16 protein-coding genes are annotated in these 17,397 nt (G+C 60.2%); 12 read left to right on the top strand and 4 right to left on the bottom strand.

Annotated features, from left to right (window positions below; translation table 11 throughout):
• Nucleotides 1-103 precede the first annotated feature (103 nt).
• Nucleotides 104-805: a VIT1/CCC1 transporter family protein gene (locus ETQ85_RS08120; RefSeq protein WP_148578535.1), complete on the bottom strand. Its 702-nt coding sequence runs from the start codon at nt 803-805 to the stop codon at nt 104-106.
• Between the two features lie 327 nt (nt 806-1,132).
• Here ETQ85_RS08120 and ETQ85_RS08115 point away from each other — a divergent pair, with 327 nt between their 5' ends.
• From ETQ85_RS08115 to ETQ85_RS08105, 3 genes are all read left to right on the top strand, one after another.
• The gene (locus ETQ85_RS08115; RefSeq protein WP_148578534.1) at nt 1,133-1,858 is read left to right on the top strand and encodes an N-formylglutamate amidohydrolase; all 726 of its coding nucleotides are present in this window, start codon (nt 1,133-1,135) and stop codon (nt 1,856-1,858) included.
• 73 nt (nt 1,859-1,931) lie between these two features.
• Entirely contained in the window at nt 1,932-2,747 is an 816-nt protein-coding gene (locus ETQ85_RS08110; RefSeq protein WP_148578533.1) for a transglutaminase-like domain-containing protein, read from the top strand.
• A 213-nt stretch (nt 2,748-2,960) separates the two neighbouring features.
• Nucleotides 2,961-3,914 carry an alpha/beta hydrolase gene (locus ETQ85_RS08105; protein WP_148578532.1) on the top strand — a complete coding sequence of 318 codons (954 nt, stop codon included), beginning with the start codon at nt 2,961-2,963 and terminating at the stop codon, nt 3,912-3,914.
• Between the two features lie 22 nt (nt 3,915-3,936).
• Here ETQ85_RS08105 and ETQ85_RS08100 read toward each other — a convergent pair whose 3' ends face one another.
• Nucleotides 3,937-4,830 (bottom strand): adenylate/guanylate cyclase domain-containing protein, encoded by an 894-nt coding sequence (locus ETQ85_RS08100; RefSeq protein ID WP_148578531.1) that lies wholly within the window; start codon nt 4,828-4,830, stop codon nt 3,937-3,939.
• A 258-nt stretch (nt 4,831-5,088) separates the two neighbouring features.
• Between ETQ85_RS08100 and ETQ85_RS08095 the strand changes: the two genes are divergently transcribed.
• The gene (locus ETQ85_RS08095) at nt 5,089-6,333 is read left to right on the top strand and encodes a nitronate monooxygenase (RefSeq protein ID WP_148578530.1); all 1,245 of its coding nucleotides are present in this window, start codon (nt 5,089-5,091) and stop codon (nt 6,331-6,333) included.
• 47 nt (nt 6,334-6,380) lie between these two features.
• Here the strand turns inward: ETQ85_RS08095 and ETQ85_RS08090 are convergent, their stop codons facing one another.
• Nucleotides 6,381-7,370, bottom strand: coding sequence for an HpcH/HpaI aldolase/citrate lyase family protein (locus ETQ85_RS08090; RefSeq protein ID WP_148578529.1), 990 nt, complete (start codon nt 7,368-7,370; stop codon nt 6,381-6,383).
• A 100-nt stretch (nt 7,371-7,470) separates the two neighbouring features.
• On the bottom strand, nt 7,471-8,463 hold the full coding sequence (locus ETQ85_RS08085) for a malate dehydrogenase (RefSeq protein WP_148578528.1): 993 nt from the start codon (nt 8,461-8,463) through the stop codon (nt 7,471-7,473).
• A 224-nt stretch (nt 8,464-8,687) separates the two neighbouring features.
• Between ETQ85_RS08085 and ETQ85_RS08080 the strand changes: the two genes are divergently transcribed.
• From ETQ85_RS08080 to ETQ85_RS08050, 8 genes are all read left to right on the top strand, one after another.
• Nucleotides 8,688-9,416 (top strand): GntR family transcriptional regulator, encoded by a 729-nt coding sequence (locus tag ETQ85_RS08080; protein ID WP_148578603.1) that lies wholly within the window; start codon nt 8,688-8,690, stop codon nt 9,414-9,416.
• A gap of 116 nt (nt 9,417-9,532) precedes the next feature.
• The gene (sdhC, locus tag ETQ85_RS08075) at nt 9,533-9,922 is read left to right on the top strand and encodes a succinate dehydrogenase, cytochrome b556 subunit (RefSeq protein WP_148578527.1); all 390 of its coding nucleotides are present in this window, start codon (nt 9,533-9,535) and stop codon (nt 9,920-9,922) included.
• Nucleotides 9,916-10,263: a succinate dehydrogenase, hydrophobic membrane anchor protein gene (gene sdhD, locus ETQ85_RS26180; protein ID WP_187394637.1), complete on the top strand. Its 348-nt coding sequence runs from the start codon at nt 9,916-9,918 to the stop codon at nt 10,261-10,263. The genes sdhC and sdhD overlap by 7 nt, the downstream gene beginning before the upstream one ends.
• On the top strand, nt 10,264-12,057 hold the full coding sequence (gene sdhA / locus ETQ85_RS08070) for a succinate dehydrogenase flavoprotein subunit (protein WP_187394636.1): 1,794 nt from the start codon (nt 10,264-10,266) through the stop codon (nt 12,055-12,057). It begins immediately after the preceding gene.
• Nucleotides 12,058-12,076: 19 nt separating this feature from the next.
• Nucleotides 12,077-12,790 carry a succinate dehydrogenase iron-sulfur subunit gene (locus tag ETQ85_RS08065; RefSeq protein ID WP_148578526.1) on the top strand — a complete coding sequence of 238 codons (714 nt, stop codon included), beginning with the start codon at nt 12,077-12,079 and terminating at the stop codon, nt 12,788-12,790.
• The gene (locus ETQ85_RS08060; protein WP_148578525.1) at nt 12,787-13,023 is read left to right on the top strand and encodes an FAD assembly factor SdhE; all 237 of its coding nucleotides are present in this window, start codon (nt 12,787-12,789) and stop codon (nt 13,021-13,023) included. Before ETQ85_RS08065 ends, ETQ85_RS08060 begins: the two co-directional genes overlap by 4 nt.
• Nucleotides 13,024-13,078: 55 nt before the next feature.
• A complete protein-coding gene (gltA, locus tag ETQ85_RS08055; RefSeq protein WP_148578524.1) occupies nt 13,079-14,374 on the top strand; it encodes a citrate synthase in 1,296 nt (431 codons plus the stop codon).
• 165 nt (nt 14,375-14,539) lie between these two features.
• Nucleotides 14,540-17,365 carry a 2-oxoglutarate dehydrogenase E1 component gene (locus ETQ85_RS08050; RefSeq protein ID WP_148578523.1) on the top strand — a complete coding sequence of 942 codons (2,826 nt, stop codon included), beginning with the start codon at nt 14,540-14,542 and terminating at the stop codon, nt 17,363-17,365.
• Nucleotides 17,366-17,397: the final 32 nt, after the last annotated feature.

Genomic DNA, 17,397 nt, shown 5'->3' with positions numbered 1-17,397 from the left:
TAAGGTGATTTGACGCTTGGGACGTTCCGCATGGGGTCTTGTTCAGACCGGCCGAAAGAACATAAAAACAACAATATACGCTGCATTTTTTGCAAGCCTTGTATCAGATCGATGTCCCGAACAGGGCGCCGACTCCGGCGGTAATCACCATGGCCAGCGCGCCCCAGAAGGTGACCCTTGTCGCGCCGATCAGCGGGCTGGCCCCGCCGGCCTGGGCCGCAACGGCACCCAGCAGAGCCAGAAAACCCAGGGATGTGCCGGCAACCCACGGAATCAGGGCTTGTCCGGGCGTCAGCGTCGTGACACCCAGGGGCAGGGCGGCTCCCACTGCAAAACTGGCCGCCGAAGCCAGTGCCGCCTGTACCGGTCGTGCGCTGAGCGCTGCGGAGATGCCCAGTTCGTCGCGGGCATGGGCGCCAAGCGCATCGTGCTGCATGAGCTGCTCGGCCACCTGCGCGGCGAGTTTGTACTCCAGCCCGCGACCGACGTAGATTGCCGTCAGTTCGCGCAATTCTGCGGCAGGGGATGTTTCAAGCTCGATGCGCTCGCGGCTGAGGTCGGCCTTTTCGGTATCGGCCTGGGAATGGACCGATACATATTCGCCGGCCGCCATCGACATGGCCCCGGCCACCATTCCGGCAACGCCCGTTAACAGAATGCTGCTGTGGCTTGAGCTGGCAGCGGCCACGCCAACCACCAGGCTGGCGGTGGACACGATGCCGTCGTTGGCACCCAGAACGGCTGCGCGCAGCCAGCCGATACGGTCGGTACGGTGGCGTTCCTTGTGGCGCTGGAGTGACGTCATGGCGGCAGGCCGGAGCGGGGAAGTGGGCAATCCCTGCAGCTTAGGGCAAATGGGTGATTCCCGGCAGTATCGCCAGCCCGCTTGGTACGCTGGCGCACAGACCGGGGATCCGCGGGTTGCGATGATTGACTATGCGGGGTCGTTCTCCGGCCCGAATGGCGTGCATGGCTCGAGGCCCGCTCCGGCAAACCCATTGTTTTCCGTCAATGGGGGGCTGGCCTGAAACCCTTGTGCGCGGCGTCCGGCCCCTAGGTGGGGCAAAAATAAACCCGCATCCTTTAGCGGGTGCGGCCGTATGCTGAAAGCAATGCGCGAAAACGACACTCCATGAAACCCCCGGCCCTGGTGATTACCTGCGAGCACGGCGGCAACCTGATTCCGGCAGCGTATGCCGAGCTGTTCGAGGATTTGCAGGCCTTGCTGGAAACGCATCGCGGCTACGATCCGGGCGCACTCGCCATGGCTGAGATGTTGGCGACAGCCTTTGACGCGCCGCTGCTGTCGTCAACGGTGAGCCGTCTGCTCGTGGATCTGAACCGTTCGGTCGGCAATCAGAGTCTCCACGGCGCTGCTGTCCGCACATTGTCCGCTGCAACGCGGCAGGACATCTTGAGCCGCCATTACCTGCCCTATCGGGCCCAGGCCGAAGCTCTGGTCCGACAGGCTGTTGCTGAATATGGCGCGGTGATCCACCTGTCGTCGCACAGCTTTACACCTGAGCTGGATGGTCAGCTGCGACGGGCCGATGTCGGCCTGCTCTATGACCCGCGACGCTCCGGCGAGGTGGACCTGTGCGCGCGCTGGAAGGCCTCGCTGCAGGCCTGTACTCCCGGTCTCGTGGTGCGTCGCAATTATCCCTATGCGGGCAAGGGCGACGGCCTGACCCGCTGGTTTCGCCGGCATCTGCCGCCGGATGCCTATGTGGGCATCGAACTGGAAATCAACCAGAAACATGTTTTCGAGGGCGGCCGCCCCTGGGCCGCCCTGCGCAAAGTGATCGTCGAATCGCTGCGCCAGGCCCTTGCCCCTCCCGGAAGGGGGACTCCCGTCTGACCAATGCCTGACAACAACCCACCGTCAGCGCCTGCCCGGCGCAGCCTGACGATCAGCACAGGAGAGCCCCACCATGAAGATCCGCATAGGCTATGAACTGGTCTACGACTGCCCCCAGCCGACCCCGATGATCCTGACCCTCAGCGTGCACTACACACGGGTCTCCGACATGATCATCCCCGATCACATGATCGCCAACCCGCCGGTGCCGGTGACCGCCTATCGGGACAGTTTCGGCAACTGGTGCAGTCGCATCATCGCCCCCAAGGGCCTGCTCACGCTGTCGAACAGTGCGCTGATACGGGATTCCGGCCTGCCCGACATCGTCGTTCCCGGTGCCCGGCAGACCCCGGTGACGGAACTGCCCGACGAGACCCTGATGTTTCTGCTCGGCAGCCGCTACTGCGAGACCGACCGCCTGTCGGACGCGGCGTGGAAGCTGTTCGGCCAGTCGCCCCCCGGCTGGCCGCGGGTCCAGGCGATTTGCGACTACGTGCATCGGCACATCACCTTCGGCTACGAGCATGCCCGCCACACCAAGACGGCCTTCGAGGCTTTCCACGAGAAGGCCGGCGTATGTCGTGATTACGCTCACCTGGCCATCGCCTTTTGTCGCTGCATGAATATTCCGGCGCGCTACTGTACAGGCTATCTGGGTGATATCGGTATGCCGCCACCCTATGGTCCGATGGATTTTGCCGGCTGGTTCGAGGCTTACCTGGATGGTACCTGGTACACCTTCGATGCCCGCAACAACATGCCGCGGATAGGCCGCGTGCTGCTCGCCCGCGGGCGCGATGCTGCTGATGTGGCGATCAGCAATACCTTCGGCCCGAACACCCTGAAGAGTTTCAAGGTGGTCACCGACGAGGTCGTCGAAGAGGGCTGAGCCATCGGATGCGGTGCTTCGGGATGTCGGGCGGTGGCTTACCGGCGACTGGAGTTCAGGTAAAATACGGCAGCGTATGTTTTTTCAAGTATCTGAACTCACTGGTTTTGTCATTTCCCCGCCGACGCTGTAAATAGCCTCGGCGGGGGCCGCTGTCTCGCGGATGTCGGCATCTTTGAGATCAGTCTCGTCAATTTATTCCGGATTGCTTCCATGGCGCTCGACCCCCAAGCCAAGGCCCTGCTCGACATGGTTTATCGCGTAGGTGCTCCCCGCTTCCACGAACAGGACGTGCATCAGGCACGTCACTCGTTTGAAAAGCTCCAGTTTGCCCTGCGCCCCGAAGCGCCGGCGGTGGCATCGGTGACCGATGTACCGATTCCACGCGCCCATGTGCGGGATGGCGTGATCATGGCGCGCCTGTATCGCCCGCTCGTGGCGAAGCCTGACGCCGTCCTGCCGCTGGTTTTCTACTTTCACGGTGGCGGCTGGTGTGTCGGCAACATCCCCAGTTACGACGTGCTGTGTCGTGAGCTGGCCAATCACAGCGGCTGTGCGGTGCTGTCGGTGGACTATTGTCTGGCACCGGAGCATCCCTTTCCGGGCGCGGTGGATGATGCACTACAGGCGGTGACCTGGTCTCTCGCCAATGCGGTTTTGCTCGGCATTGATGCCGCCCGTTTTGCCTTTGCTGGTGACAGTGCCGGCGGCACCCTCAGCACGGTGACGGCCCTGCAACTGCGCAATAGCGGCGGCCCGCAGGCGGCCCTGCAGATGCTGATCTATCCCTGTACCGACATCCTCAGTCAGCGCCCATCACGCCGCACTTACGCCAACGGCTATTTCCTCGATACGGAAAGTCTGGCCTGGTTCTTCGAAAAATATCTGCCCGACACGGCAGACTGGACCGACTGGCGTGCCTCGCCAATCCTGGCCAAACGTTTCGATGGGCTGCCGCCGGCGACATTCATCATTGCCGGTTGCGATCCGCTCTCCGACGACTGCCGGGCCTACGCCGAAGTCCTGCGCGAAGCGGGCGTGGCAGTGACCGTCCATGAGTTTGAAGGCATGGTGCATGGCTTCTTCACCCTCGGAAAATTCTTCCGTCAGGCTGCAGAGGCGGTGGAACTGACCGGGAAGGCTCTGGGCACCGCGCTGGCACCCTGAGAAAAGGCTGCGTTGACGCGGTCTAGATGCAGACGAAACTGATGACCTGCGGACTGTTGGAGCAGCTGCGGCCGAGGGAGAAATGGCCGCGGCCGCGCAGGACGACTTCTTCGCGGGACAGCAGGAACTCCCGTTCTCCGTCGATCTGAACGAAGGTGCCGTTGCTGCTGCGGTCGATCAATACAAACTTGTCGCCTCGCAATTCGACTTCTGCATGGCGGCGGGAGGACTGGGTGTCGGCAATCACCATGTCGGCTGCCGGATCGCGCCCGATCCGCGCACTGGGCTTGCTGGAGTTCAGGACCAGCGCATTGGCATCCAGATAGAGGTGCAGTTCCGGCTCCGTTTCGAGCAGGAAATGATCGCTCTGGACGATGGTCAGCTCACCGACGGCCTCGCACATCAGCTCACACAGTTCTACCGGCCGCGTTACGCCGCGGATAACCCGCGGTGGCAGTGTATGCAGCACTGAGCGCCATTCCGGGCCGAGGCGCCGGGCGGTTTCCGCCGAGGTGATGGCCTTGCCGGGTGAGGCGAGTTCGGCCAGACGAGCGGCAAAATTGACGGTGTCGCCGAAGACATCGGTTCCACTGGCGACGACCGCACCGAAATGGAAACCGATGCGCACTGCCAGACGCTGGTCTGGCGTGGCAGGCAGTTCCTTGAGCGCCTGGTGGATGGCCAGGGTTGCATCGGCAGCGCTGTCTGCATCGCGGAAGACCGCCATGAGCCCGTCACCGGTGTGCTTGACGACTCGTCCACGCTTGGTTTCGACGGCGATGCGCATCTCGCGGATGCTGCGGTCTACAAGCTCGAAGGCGGGGGAGTCACCCACGCGCTGATACAACTGCGTGCTGCCGACCAGGTCGGCAAACAGTACAGCGCATTCTTGAGCGGGAGGAGTGGGTTCCGACATCTGGATGTGGATAGCTTCAGCAGGGTGATTTTAGCGGAGTTCGTGACATTTTCCGCAGGTTTGAAGGTAACAAATTTCCCTCCTCCTGTCTTGCCGCCTGTCGGCTTGTTGGTCTGGATGGGTGGCCTGCGCAACTTACTGGTTTTTCCTTGATCTAAACAGAAGCATGACCTGCGGGTCAGTGGGATAATGCCGCGCTTGGCCGCAAGGCGGCCCATTGCCCGTATTGGCATTTCACGTCTGTCTGGAAGGGGTTTCATGAAACGAGTTGATGATTTCCGTCTGCACTTCGGCAAGCAGGAGCTGGTGCCCATCGTTATCGGCGGTATGGGGGTGGATATCTCCACTGCGGATCTGGCACTTGAGGCTGCACGGCTGGGCGGTATCGGTCACATCTCGGATGCCATGGTCAAGACGGTCGCTGATCGTCGCTTCAACACCAAGTTCGTCAAGGACAAGCTCAAGCTGTACAAGTACAACGTTGCCAATACCGATAAATCGGTGGTGCAGTTCGACCTGGGCCAGTTGGCCGAAGCAACCAAGCTGCATGTGGGGCGCACCATGGAGGCGAAGCGTGGCTCCGGCCTGATCTTCGTGAACTGCATGGAAAAGCTGACCATGAATGCCCCGAAGGAAACCCTTCGCGTGCGTCTGTCGGCTGCGCTTGATGCAGGGATTGATGGCATCACGCTGGCTGCCGGCCTGCATCTGGGATCGTTCGCCTTGATGGAAGATCATCCACGCTTCCGTGACGTCAAACTTGGCATCATCGTCTCGTCCCTGCGGGCGCTGCAACTGTTCCTGCGCAAGAGCGCCAGAACCAACCGCCTTCCGGATTACGTAGTGGTCGAAGGTCCGCTGGCGGGGGGGCACCTGGGCTTTGGCATGGATTGGGCAAAGTTCGATCTGGCCACCATTGTGGGTGAAATCAGCACCTGGCTGGCGGCCGAGAAGCTGGACATTCCACTGATCCCGGCCGGCGGCATCTTCACCGGCAGTGACGCCGTGGCCTTTCTGGAGAATGGTGCCGCGGCGGTGCAGGTGGCAACGCGCTTTACCGTGGCAAAGGAATGCGGTCTGCCGGCGGACGTACAGCAACATTATTTCAAGGCCAGCGAAGAAGAGATCGTGGTGAACCAGATATCTCCGACGGGCTATCCGATGCGCATGCTGACGGGCAGTCCGGCGATCGGCTCGGGAATTCGTCCGAACTGTGAAGCCTACGGCTATCTGCTCGACAGCAACGGCAGCTGTTCCTACATTGATGCATACAACCGGCAGGTTGCCCTGCATCCGGGTGTCAAGAAGATTTCGGTCATGGAGAAGACCTGCATGTGTACGCACATGCGCAATTTTGACTTGTGGACCTGCGGGCATTACACCTATCGCCTCAAGGATACATCCCGCAAGGGCGAGGACGGCAATTACGAAATTCTCACCGCCGAGCACATCTTCCAAGATTACCAGTACAGCGTTGATAACAAGATCGCACTGCCAGTCTGACTGGTTGGGGTAAATAAAAAAACCGGCGTTGGCCGGTTTTTTATTGCCTAAAAGAAACGGGTAAGGGCATCTGACGGCATGTTCATGCCAGTGCTCTTGGCGCGCTTCAGTAGTTCCCAGTAGTAGCGGTAGGAGGCCCGGTCATGGAGCTTGCCGGCATGCTGGATTGGTCCCCAGCCCTTGTCCTGGGCGGCGATGAGAATGTTCGCCGCCTCTTCGACCTCCGAAAAATCCGGGCGCATGGCTTCGATGATCGGCACGATCTGGTTCGGGTGGATGCTCCACATGCGCAGGTAGCCGAATTCCTTGCGTGCCCGTTCGGCGTCGAGACGGATGTAGTCGATGTCTTTCAGTTCGGTGGTGACGTTGTGGGATGGCACCACGCCGTTCGCCAGTGCTGCAGCCGCAATGTCACATTTGGCGCGGGCTACCAGCGGGTGGTCGAACTGGCCGGGGCTGCGCATGGCCGAGCCGGGGATCGCGCCATGATGGCCACTCACGAAATCCATCAGCCCGAAATCCAGGGATTCGACTCGGTCCAGTGCCGCGATTTCCCACGCGTCGCGGAGCGCACCGTGGGTTTCGATCAGGACGTGGACGGGGATTTCCCGTTCGATTCCGTAGCGCTCTTCCGCATTGCGGATGTGTTCGATCTGGCGGGTGGCGTCGGCCACGCTGCGCGGCTTGGGAATGGTCAGAAAGGCCAGCCGGCTGCCGGCCTGGCTGACCAGGATGTCCACGTCGGCTTCCCAGTGGGGGTGGGTGATGTCGTGGATACGTGCCCCGACCCGTCCGAAGCGGTTGTCATCGGACATCACAATGCTGGCCGCCATCGCCGCATGTTCCGCTTCGGCGCCGGCGTGGGCGCCATCTTCGCAGTCGCAGGTGATGTCGAAAACCGGCCCCAGTTCATGCTGCACGGCGAGGGCCTTGCGCATCAGCTTTTCGCTGCCGGCGTAATGGTCGACGGCGGGCAGGATGGGGAAGGGCTTTTCGCCCTGGAAGAGTACTTGATCGGGATGGGGCAGGTCGGGCATGGCAGGTGCTCTTGGTTGATTCCGGCGGGCAGAGAATAACAAAAAACGCGGGGACGTTTCCGTCCCCGCGTTTTGGTGAAGCGTTAAACCGGCGGAGCGATCAGCCCAGCAGATCCTTCACGCCGTCACGTTCTTCGAGCAGTTCGTTGAGCGTGTGGGTCATGCGCTCGCGCGAGAACTCGTCGATTTCCAGGCCCTGGACGATCTTGTACTCACCGTTTTCGGTGGTGACCGGGAAGCCGTAGATGATGCCTTCGGGAATGCCGTAGGAGCCATCGGACGGGATGCCCATGGTGACCCATTCGCCGTTGGAGCCGAGGGCCCAGTCACGGATGTGGTCGATGGCGGCGTTGGCAGCGGAGGCAGCGGAGGACAGACCGCGGGCTTCGATGATCGCGGCGCCGCGCTTGCCAACGGTCGGCAGGAACACGTCGCGGTTCCAGGCTTCGTCGTTGATGAGATTCTTGACGTTGTCGCCGTTGGAGGTGACTTCGCGGTAGTCGGCGTACATCGTGGGGGAGTGGTTGCCCCAGACGACCAGCTTCTTCAGGCTGGAAACGTCACGGCTGGACTTGGAAGCCAGTTGCGACAGGGCGCGGTTGTGATCCAGACGCAGCATGCCGGTGAAGTTCTTGGCCTGGACGCGACCGAACTTGATCGCGATTTCCTTGGCGATGTAGGCGTTGGTGTTGCAGGGGTTACCCACAACCAGCACCTTGACGTCCGGATCGGCGTACTGGCCGATGGCGGCGCCCTGAACGGTGAAGATCTTGGCGTTTTCAGTCAGCAGATCCTTGCGCTCCATGCCGGGGCCGCGGGGGCGTGCGCCGACGAGCAGGCAAACCTGGGCATCCTTGAATGCGACATTGGGGTCGTCAGTGGCGACCATGCCGGCCAGCAGCGGGAAGGCACAGTCTTCCAGCTCCATCATCACGCCCTTGACAGCCTTTTGGGCCTGCGGGAGATCCAGCAACTGAAGAATGACGGGTTGATCCTTGCCCAGCATTTCGCCACTGGCGATGCGGAACAGGAGGCTATAACCGATCTGGCCGGCGGCGCCGGTGATTGCAACACGAACGGGGGCTTTTGCCATTATTGATACTCCCTCTAGGAAACAAGCGTTATCGACACAATGCTGGTGGTTCGCGCCGCCTTCAAGCCGTCGCGATGTTGATCCGGCGTTGAGACCAGTAGCTGATCAATCAACATCCGAATCGTAGGAGCATTTCTTCAAGCTGTCAATTCCATGTCTTATATCTTATATAAGACAAAAGACACCCCATAGACTGAGTGAAAAAAGTGTGCTTCAATACATCGATGCGACCCGACTCGCCCACCTTCAGCCCTTTGTATCGTCAGATCAAGAATCTGATGATCACCGCTTTGGAATCCGCTGAATGGCGTCCGGGGCAGGCGATCCCCAGCGAGCAGGAACTTGCGCTCCGATTCAATGTAAGTCAAGGGACGGTGCGCAAAGCCATCGACGAGATGGCTGCCGAGAACCTGCTGGTTCGCAAGCAGGGCAAGGGCACCTACGTCGCTTCTCACAATGATCCCCGAGCCCTGTTCCGTTTTTTGCGGCTGGTTCCGATTGATGGGGATCTGGCGCATCCACAAAGCGTGCCCATCGACTGCTGGAAAGCCAAGGCCGGTAACGAGGCTGCGCGAATGCTCGGTATCGAGCTCGGCGCGCCCGTTACGATCTTGCGCCGTCTTCTGCGGTTTTCCGGCAAGCCGGTGGTTGTTGATGAAATTTATCTGCCTGGCGAGATATTCCATGGCTTGACCATGGAGGTGCTGCAGGGTGCGCACGGCTCGTTGTACAGCATTTTTGAAGCCCGCTTCGGTGTTCGGATGATCAGGGCAGAAGAACGCATTCGCGCAGTTGCTGCCGATCGAATGACCAGCGAGACGCTGGGTGTGGCAGAAGGTACGCCCTTGTTGTCTGTCGAGCGTGTGACTTATACCTATGGTGATAAACCGGTGGAATGGCGCCGCGGGCTCTATTCCACTGCAGAGCATTACTATCTGAATGAACTGAATTAGGCGGTTTGAATTGATGGGGGTGCCCGCCCTGTCAGTGGTTGGTAAGGGTATATACTTATAATTTCGTTGTGTGGGAAAAGAGCGGCGTGTAGTCGCAATTGTTAGAGGGAAAATCTATGACAGAGGTGATTTTGAAGAAACAGCGCCCGAAGCATCTGGCGTTGAACGAGATCAGGCTCCCGCTTCCGGGAATCGTCTCTATTCTGCACCGGGTGAGTGGTGTAGGCCTGTTCCTGATGCTGCCCTTGTTGTTGTCGCTTTTTGGCAGCAGCGTCGGATCTCCTGAGTCTTATGCCTCTTACAAGGCAGTCGTTGGCAATCCGCTGGTGAAGCTGCTGCTGTTGGGGTTGCTGTGGGCTTATATGCACCATTTCTGTGCTGGCATCCGCTTCCTGCTTCTGGATATGCACAAAGGCATCGAACTGGCTGCCGCCCGCAATAGCGCGCGCCTTGTCCTGATTGTCAGCCTCACCCTCACCGTTCTGCTCGGAGTCAAGCTATGGTAAAGCCCATCATCGTTGGGGCCCATTACGGCTTCCGTGACTGGCTTGCCCAGCGTGTCACGGCCGTTGTGATGGCTCTGTACACTGTCATTTTTGCCGTCGGAGCGCTGCTCCTGCCGGATTCGTCCTATGAAAGCTGGCGCGGTCTGTTTAGCGGCGGCTTCATGCAGTTCGCGACATTCCTCTTCTTTGTGTCGCTGTTCTTTCACGCCTGGGTTGGCGTGCGCGACATTTTCATGGACTACATCAAGCCGACCGGCGTGCGTCTGGTTCTGCATTCCGTTGTCGCTCTCCTGCTCATCGGCTATGTCGGTTGGGCTGCTCAGATTCTCTGGAGGCTGTAAGTGAAAGTCGCGAAGCGTACCTTTGATGCAGTAATCGTTGGTGCTGGTGGCGCTGGCTTGCGTGCCGCTCTCCAGCTTTCTGAAGCAGGGATGAAGACTGCCGTATTGACCAAGGTCTTTCCGACCCGCTCGCACACTGTAGCGGCGCAGGGCGGTGTGGCTGCGTCTCTGGGCAACTCGACGGAAGACAACTGGCACTGGCACATGTACGACACCGTAAAGGGGTCGGACTGGCTGGGCGATCAGGATGCCATCGAGTTCATGGTGAAGAAGGCCAACGAGGTCGTCGTCGAACTCGAGCACTACGGCATGCCCTTCGACCGTACCGACAACGGCAAGATCTACCAGCGCCCGTTCGGTGGTCATTCCCAGAATTACGGCCAGACCCCGGTGTCGCGCTCCTGTGCGGCTGCCGACCGTACCGGCCACGCCATGCTTCACGCGCTGTATCAGCGCAATGTGCGCGCCAACACCCAGTTCTTCGTCGAATGGATGGCGATGGACCTGATCCGCAATGCGAACGGTGATGTGCTTGGCGTGACCGCCATGGAAATGGAAACCGGCGAAGTGTCGATTTTCCATGCCAAGGCGACCATTTTTGCGACCGGTGGTGCCGGCCGTATCTACTACAGCTCCACCAATGCCTTCATCAATACCGGTGACGGTGTCGGTATGGCGGCTCGTGCCGGCATACCGCTGGAAGACATGGAGTTCTGGCAGTTCCACCCGACCGGTGTGGCCGGTGCTGGTGTGCTGATTACGGAAGGCGTGCGGGGCGAGGGCGGCATTCTGCGCAATGCTTCCGGTGAGCGCTTCATGGAGCGCTATGCGCCGAACCTGAAGGATCTGGCCTCCCGCGACGTGGTTTCCCGTGCGATGACCACCGAGATCAACGAAGGTCGCGGTGCCGGTAGTGCCAAGGATCACGTTCTCCTCGACATCACCCACCTGTCTCCCGAGACGATCAACAAGCGCCTGCCCGGCATTCGCGAAATCTCGATCCAGTTCGCTGGCGTCGATCCGATCAAGGCCCTGATCCCGGTCGTGCCGACCTGTCACTATCAGATGGGCGGCATTCCGACCAACTACAAGGGCCAGGTCGTCGTGCCGAAGGATGGCGAGAAGAACGTGCCGATCGTTGGTTTTTATGCTGCAGGCGAGTGCGCATGTGCTTCGGTGCATGGTGCCAACCGTCTCGGTACCAACTCGCTGCTCGACTTGCTGGTGTTCGGCAAGGCTGCAGGTGAAACCGTGGTCTCCGACTTCCAGTCCGGTCAGCTCAAGCTCCAGCCGCTGCCCGAAGATGCGGCCGATGTGTCGCTGGCACGGATTGCCCGTCTGGAAACCCAGACCGGTGGCGAAGACGTGCACGAAGTCCGTCTCGAAATGCAGCGCACCATGCAGAAGCATGCAGGCGTGTTCCGTTTTGCTGATGTGCTGAAGGAAGGCGTCACCAAGATCATGGATGTTGCCGAGCGCGCCAAGCGTACCCAGATCAAGGATAAGTCCAAGGTCTGGAACACTGCCCGCACCGAGGCTCTTGAACTCGACAACCTGATCGAAGTCGCGAAGGCAACGATGGTTTCCGCCGAAGCCCGCAAGGAGTCCCGCGGTGCCCACGTGCGTGACGACGCGCTCGATTGCGCCGAGACCCCGAACGGTCGTGATGACAAGAACTGGCTCAAGCACACGCTGTGGTACAGCGAAGGTAACCGTCTCGACTACAAGCCGGTGAACCTCCAGCCGATGTCTGCGGACGTCGAGCCGATTGCACTCGCCAAGCGTACTTACTGAGCGTTCCGGAGAATAGAAAATGAGCAGCAAGCGAACCGTACAGTTCAAGATTTACCGCTACGATCCGGACAAGGACGACAAGCCCTACATGCAGGACATCTCTGTCGAACTCGAAGAGTCCGACAAGAAGCTGCTGGACGCACTGGTGCGTCTGAAGGCCAAGGACGACACCTTGTCCTTCCGCCGCTCCTGCCGCGAAGGTGTGTGTGGCTCCGATGCCATGAACATCAACGGCAAGAATGGCCTGGCCTGCCTGACCAGCATGGATGACATTGTCCAGCCGATCACCCTGCGTCCGCTGCCCGGTCTGCCGGTCATTCGCGACGTGATCGTGGACATGACCCAGTTCTTCAAGCAGTACCACTCGATCAAGCCGTACCTGATCAACAACGATCCGGCACCGGAGCGTGAGCGTCTGCAGTCGCCGGAAGACCGGGAGGAACTCAACGGCCTGTACGAGTGCATCCTGTGCGCCTGCTGCTCCACAAGCTGCCCGTCGTTCTGGTGGAATCCGGACAAGTTTGTCGGCCCGGCCGGTCTGCTGGCGGCTTACCGCTTCCTCGCAGATACCCGTGACCAAGCAACCAGCGAGCGTCTGGACAATCTGGAAGATCCGTACCGTCTGTTCCGCTGCCACTCCATCATGAACTGTGTCGATGTTTGCCCGAAGAACCTGAATCCGACCAAGGCTATCGGCAAGATCAAAGACATGATGCTTCGTCGCGCGGTATGACGCTGAACAGGGGGCGTGTGCGCTGGCAGTGCCGTCGAGCTCTTCTCGAGCTCGATCTGGTGTTCGCACGTTTCCTAGAAAGGCACTTTGACCATCTGAACGATGGTCAACTGGCTGATCTTGATGACTTGCTGATTGTCGAAGATCATGACCTCTGGGCCATGATCAACGGCAGTCAGCCGGTTGGCAACGATCGCTGGAAGGAAATGGTCGAATTGCTTCGGGAAAGATGAGGGAGCAGTTCGATCGGTAGGTAGCTGGAGTTTCAACAGGGAAAAGGGACAAAACATGACCACGCAACGCACTGCTGCACTGACCGTAGATGGCAAGTCCGTAGAGTTTCCGATCATGTCGGGGACGCACGGTAACGATGTGATCGACATCCGAACCCTCGGCGGAAAGACCGGGTACTTCACGTACGATTCCGGCTTCCTGTCCACTGCCAGCTGCCAGTCCACGGTTACCTTCATCGATGGTGACAAGGGCGAGCTGCTGTACCGCGGCTACCCCATCGAGCAACTGGCTGAGCAATGCAACTTCCTCGAAGTGACCTACCTGCTGAAGAACGGCGAACTGCCGAACGCCAAGCAGAAGACGGACTTCGAAAACACCATCAAGAATCACACGATGGTGCACGAGCAACTGGCGCGCTTCTTCTCCGGCTTCCGCCGTGATGCACACCCGATGGCCGTGATGGTCGGTGTGGTTGGCGCGCTGTCCGCGTTCTACCACGACGCGATGGACTTCGCCGACGTCGAGCACCGCAACATCAGCTTCAACCGCATCGTTGCCAAGCTGCCGACGATTGTGGCGATGACCTACAAGTACTCGACGGGCATGCCCTTCATGTACCCGGACAACGAGCTGGACTACACGTCCAACTTCATGCGCATGATGTTTGGCAATCCGTGCGAAAAGTACGTGCCGAACCCGGTGCTGGTCCGCGCCCTCGACATGATCTTCACGCTGCACGCCGATCACGAGCAGAACGCCTCCACCTCCACGGTGCGTCTGGCTGGTTCTTCCGGCGCCAACCCGTTTGCCTGTATCGCTGCCGGCATCGCCTGCCTGTGGGGTCCGGCGCACGGTGGTGCAAACGAAGCCTGCCTCAACATGCTCGAGGAAATCGGTGACGTGTCCCGTGTCGGCGAATACATCGCTCGCGCCAAGGACAAGAACGACAGCTTCAAGCTGATGGGCTTCGGTCACCGCGTCTACAAGAACTTCGATCCGCGCGCCAAGCTGATGCGCAAGGTCTGCTACGACGTGCTGAACGAACTCGGTCTCGAAAACGACCGTCTGTTCAAGCTGGCCATGGAGCTCGAAAAGATCGCCCTGGAAGACCCGTACTTCGTCGAGAAGAAGCTCTACCCGAACGTGGACTTCTACTCCGGCATCGTGCAAAAGGCCCTCGGCATCCCGACCGACATGTTTACCTGCATCTTCGCGCTGGCCCGTACGGTTGGCTGGATGACGCAGTGGGAAGAAATGATCACCGATCCGGAATACAAGATCGGTCGTCCGCGTCAGCTTTACGTTGGCGCCGCTCGCCGCGACGTCACGCCGCTGGCTCAACGCGGCTAAGATTGCCCGGAGGGGGAGGGGGAAACAAGAGAAGCGAGAGCGGGGTGGTCCCAAGCATGAGGCCATCCCGTTTTCGTTTGTCTGGAAGCAGCAAATGATCAGGGAATTCTCCCCACCGCAAGCAAGTACATCCAAAAAGACAAGATAAAAGCCAGGTGGTCGCCCATGATGAAACAGCTTTTTGAAAGCTCCCAACTGTTCGGCAGCAATGCGCCGTTCATTGAAGAGCTTTACGAGAACTATCTCGATAATCCGGATTCCGTCTCCGACGAGTGGCGGAGCTACTTCGATTCACTGCAGAACACCCCGGGCAACGGCCGTGACGTTGCTCATTACCCGATCATCAACGCTTTCGCCGACATGGCGAAGCGTGGTCCGGTTCGCACGGTGGTTGCCGGTGGCGCCGATCAAAAGCAGGTCAGTGTCCTGCAACTCATCAACGCGCACCGCTTCCTCGGCACCCGCTGGGCGCAGCTTGATCCGCTCAAGCGCACCGAGCGTCCCGAGATCCACGAGCTGGAGCTCTCCCACTACGGCTTCACCGAAGCCGACCTGAACCAGACCTTCAATACTGGTTCCTTCCACGGCCTGCCGGGCGATCACGCTACGTTGCGCGAGATCCTGGATGCGGTTCGTCAGACGTACTGCGGCTCCATTGGTGCCGAGTACATGTACATGACGGACATCGCAGAGAAGCGCTGGATCCAGGCCCGTCTTGAGCCGACCCGCGGCCGTCCGGTGTTCCAGGCTGATCATCAGCGTCGCATTCTCGAGCGCCTCACGGCTGCCGAGACCATGGAGCGCTACCTGCACACCAAGTACGTCGGCCAGAAGCGTTTCTCGCTGGAAGGCGGCGAAAGCACCATCGTGGCGATGGACGAGCTGATCCGCGTGGCGGGCAGCAAGGGCGTTCAGGAAATCGTCATCGGCATGGCCCACCGCGGCCGTCTGAACGTGCTGGTGAACACCCTCGGCAAGTCGCCGAGCATGCTGTTCTCCGAGTTCGAAGGCAAGGCTGCCTCCGATCTGTCGGCGGGTGACGTGAAGTACCACATGGGTTTCTCCAGCGACGTGATGACGGCTGGCGGCCCGGTGCACCTGACCCTGGCGTTCAACCCGTCCCACCTGGAAATCGTCAACCCCGTGGTCGAGGGCTCCGTGTACGCCCGACAGACCCGTCGTGGCGCAAACGGCAAGGCCGAAATCATCCCGGTGATCATTCACGGCGATGCGGCGGTTGCCGGCCAGGGCGTGAACCAGGAAATGCTGAACTTCGCGCAGACCCGCGGCTACGGCACGGGCGGCACGATCCACATCGTGGTGAACAACCAGATCGGCTTCACCACCTCCGATCCCCGCGACTACCGCTCTTCGCTGTACTGCACCGACATCTTCAAGATGGGCGAGGCGCCGATCTTCCACGTCAATGGGGATGATCCGGAAGCCGTGGCCTTCGTCATGGGCATGGCTGTCGAGTACCGCCAGGAGTTCAAGAAGGACGTCGTCGTCGACATCGTGTGCTATCGCAAGCTTGGTCACAACGAGGCCGACGAGCCGATGGTGACCCAGCCGCTGATGTACAAGAAGATCGCCAAGCACCCGGGCACCCGCAAGATCTACGCGGAAAAGCTGGTGGCGCAAGGCATCTGCAAGGGTGACGAGCCCGATCAGATCATCAAGGACTACCGCGCTGCGCTTGACAAGGGCGAGCTGCTGTCCAACCCCGTGCTGTCCGACTTCAAGCGTCAGTTCGCCCAGGACTGGGGTCCGTACGCCGGCAAGAAGTACACCGACAAGTGTGACACCACGGTTCCGATGGCCGAACTCCAGCGTCTGTCCAAGTCGCTGACCACCACCCCTGATGGCTTCACCCTGCACCCCCGCGTGCAGAAGATCATCGATGACCGCAAGGCCATGGGTGATGGCAAGCTGTCCTTCGACTGGGGCATGGCCGAGAACCTGGCCTACGCCAGTCTGGTGGTGCAGGGCTTCGGCATCCGCCTGTCCGGTGAAGACGTGGGCCGCGGCACCTTCTTCCATCGTCACGCTGCACTGCATGACCAGAACCGTGACCAGTGGCATGACGGCACCTTCTACCCGCTGCAGAACATCCGCGAGGGTCAGGCTCCGTTCTACTGCTACGACTCCGTGCTGTCCGAAGAGGCCGTGCTGGCCTTTGAATACGGCTACGCCACTGCCGAGCCCAACCAGCTCGTCATCTGGGAAGCCCAGTTCGGCGACTTCGCCAACGGCGCCCAGGTGGTGATGGACCAGTTCATCAGCTCCGGCGAGGCCAAGTGGGGTCGTCAGTGCGGTCTGGTCATGATGCTGCCGCACGGCTACGAAGGTCAGGGGCCGGAGCACTCCTCCGCCCGCATCGAGCGCTACATGCAACTGTGCGCCGAGATGAACATGGAAGTGTGCATCCCGTCCGGTCCGTCGCAGATCTTCCACCTGCTGCGTCGCCAGGCTCTGCGCAAGCTGCGCAAGCCGCTGGTGATCATCACGCCGAAGTCCCTGCTGCGTCACAAGGATGCGATTTCGTCGATTGACGACATGTCCAAGGGCACCTTCCAGACCGTCATCGGCGAAGTGGATGATCTCGACGCCAAGTCAGTCAAGCGCGTGGTGGCCTGCTCCGGCAAGATCTACTACGAACTGCTGGCCCATCGTCGCGCCAACGACATCAAGGACATCGCGATCGTCCGCCTGGAACAGCTCTACCCGTTCCCGGCCGAAGCCTTCGCCGCCGAGGTGAACAAATACCCGAACGCCACGGAAGTGGTGTGGTGCCAGGAAGAGCCCCGCAACCAGGGCGTGTGGTACTGGCTGGCCTCCCGTCATCATCTGGACAGCGCGCTTGGCGACAAGCACAAGTTCCTGCTGGTGTCGCGTCCGGCTGCCGCATCGCCGGCCGTGGGTTACTACGCCAAGCACAATGCGCAACAAAAGGCAGTTATCGAAAATGCGTTCGGCGAAATCAAAGCCTGATGCCCGTGTCTGTGCCGAATTGAAAAATAGGG

The organism is Zoogloea oleivorans, from assembly GCF_008107625.1.
Classification (GTDB): Bacteria; Pseudomonadota; Gammaproteobacteria; order Burkholderiales; family Rhodocyclaceae; genus Zoogloea; species Zoogloea oleivorans.
Note: the sequence above shows the minus strand (reverse complement) of the source record. Positions and strands in the feature narration are given on the sequence as shown.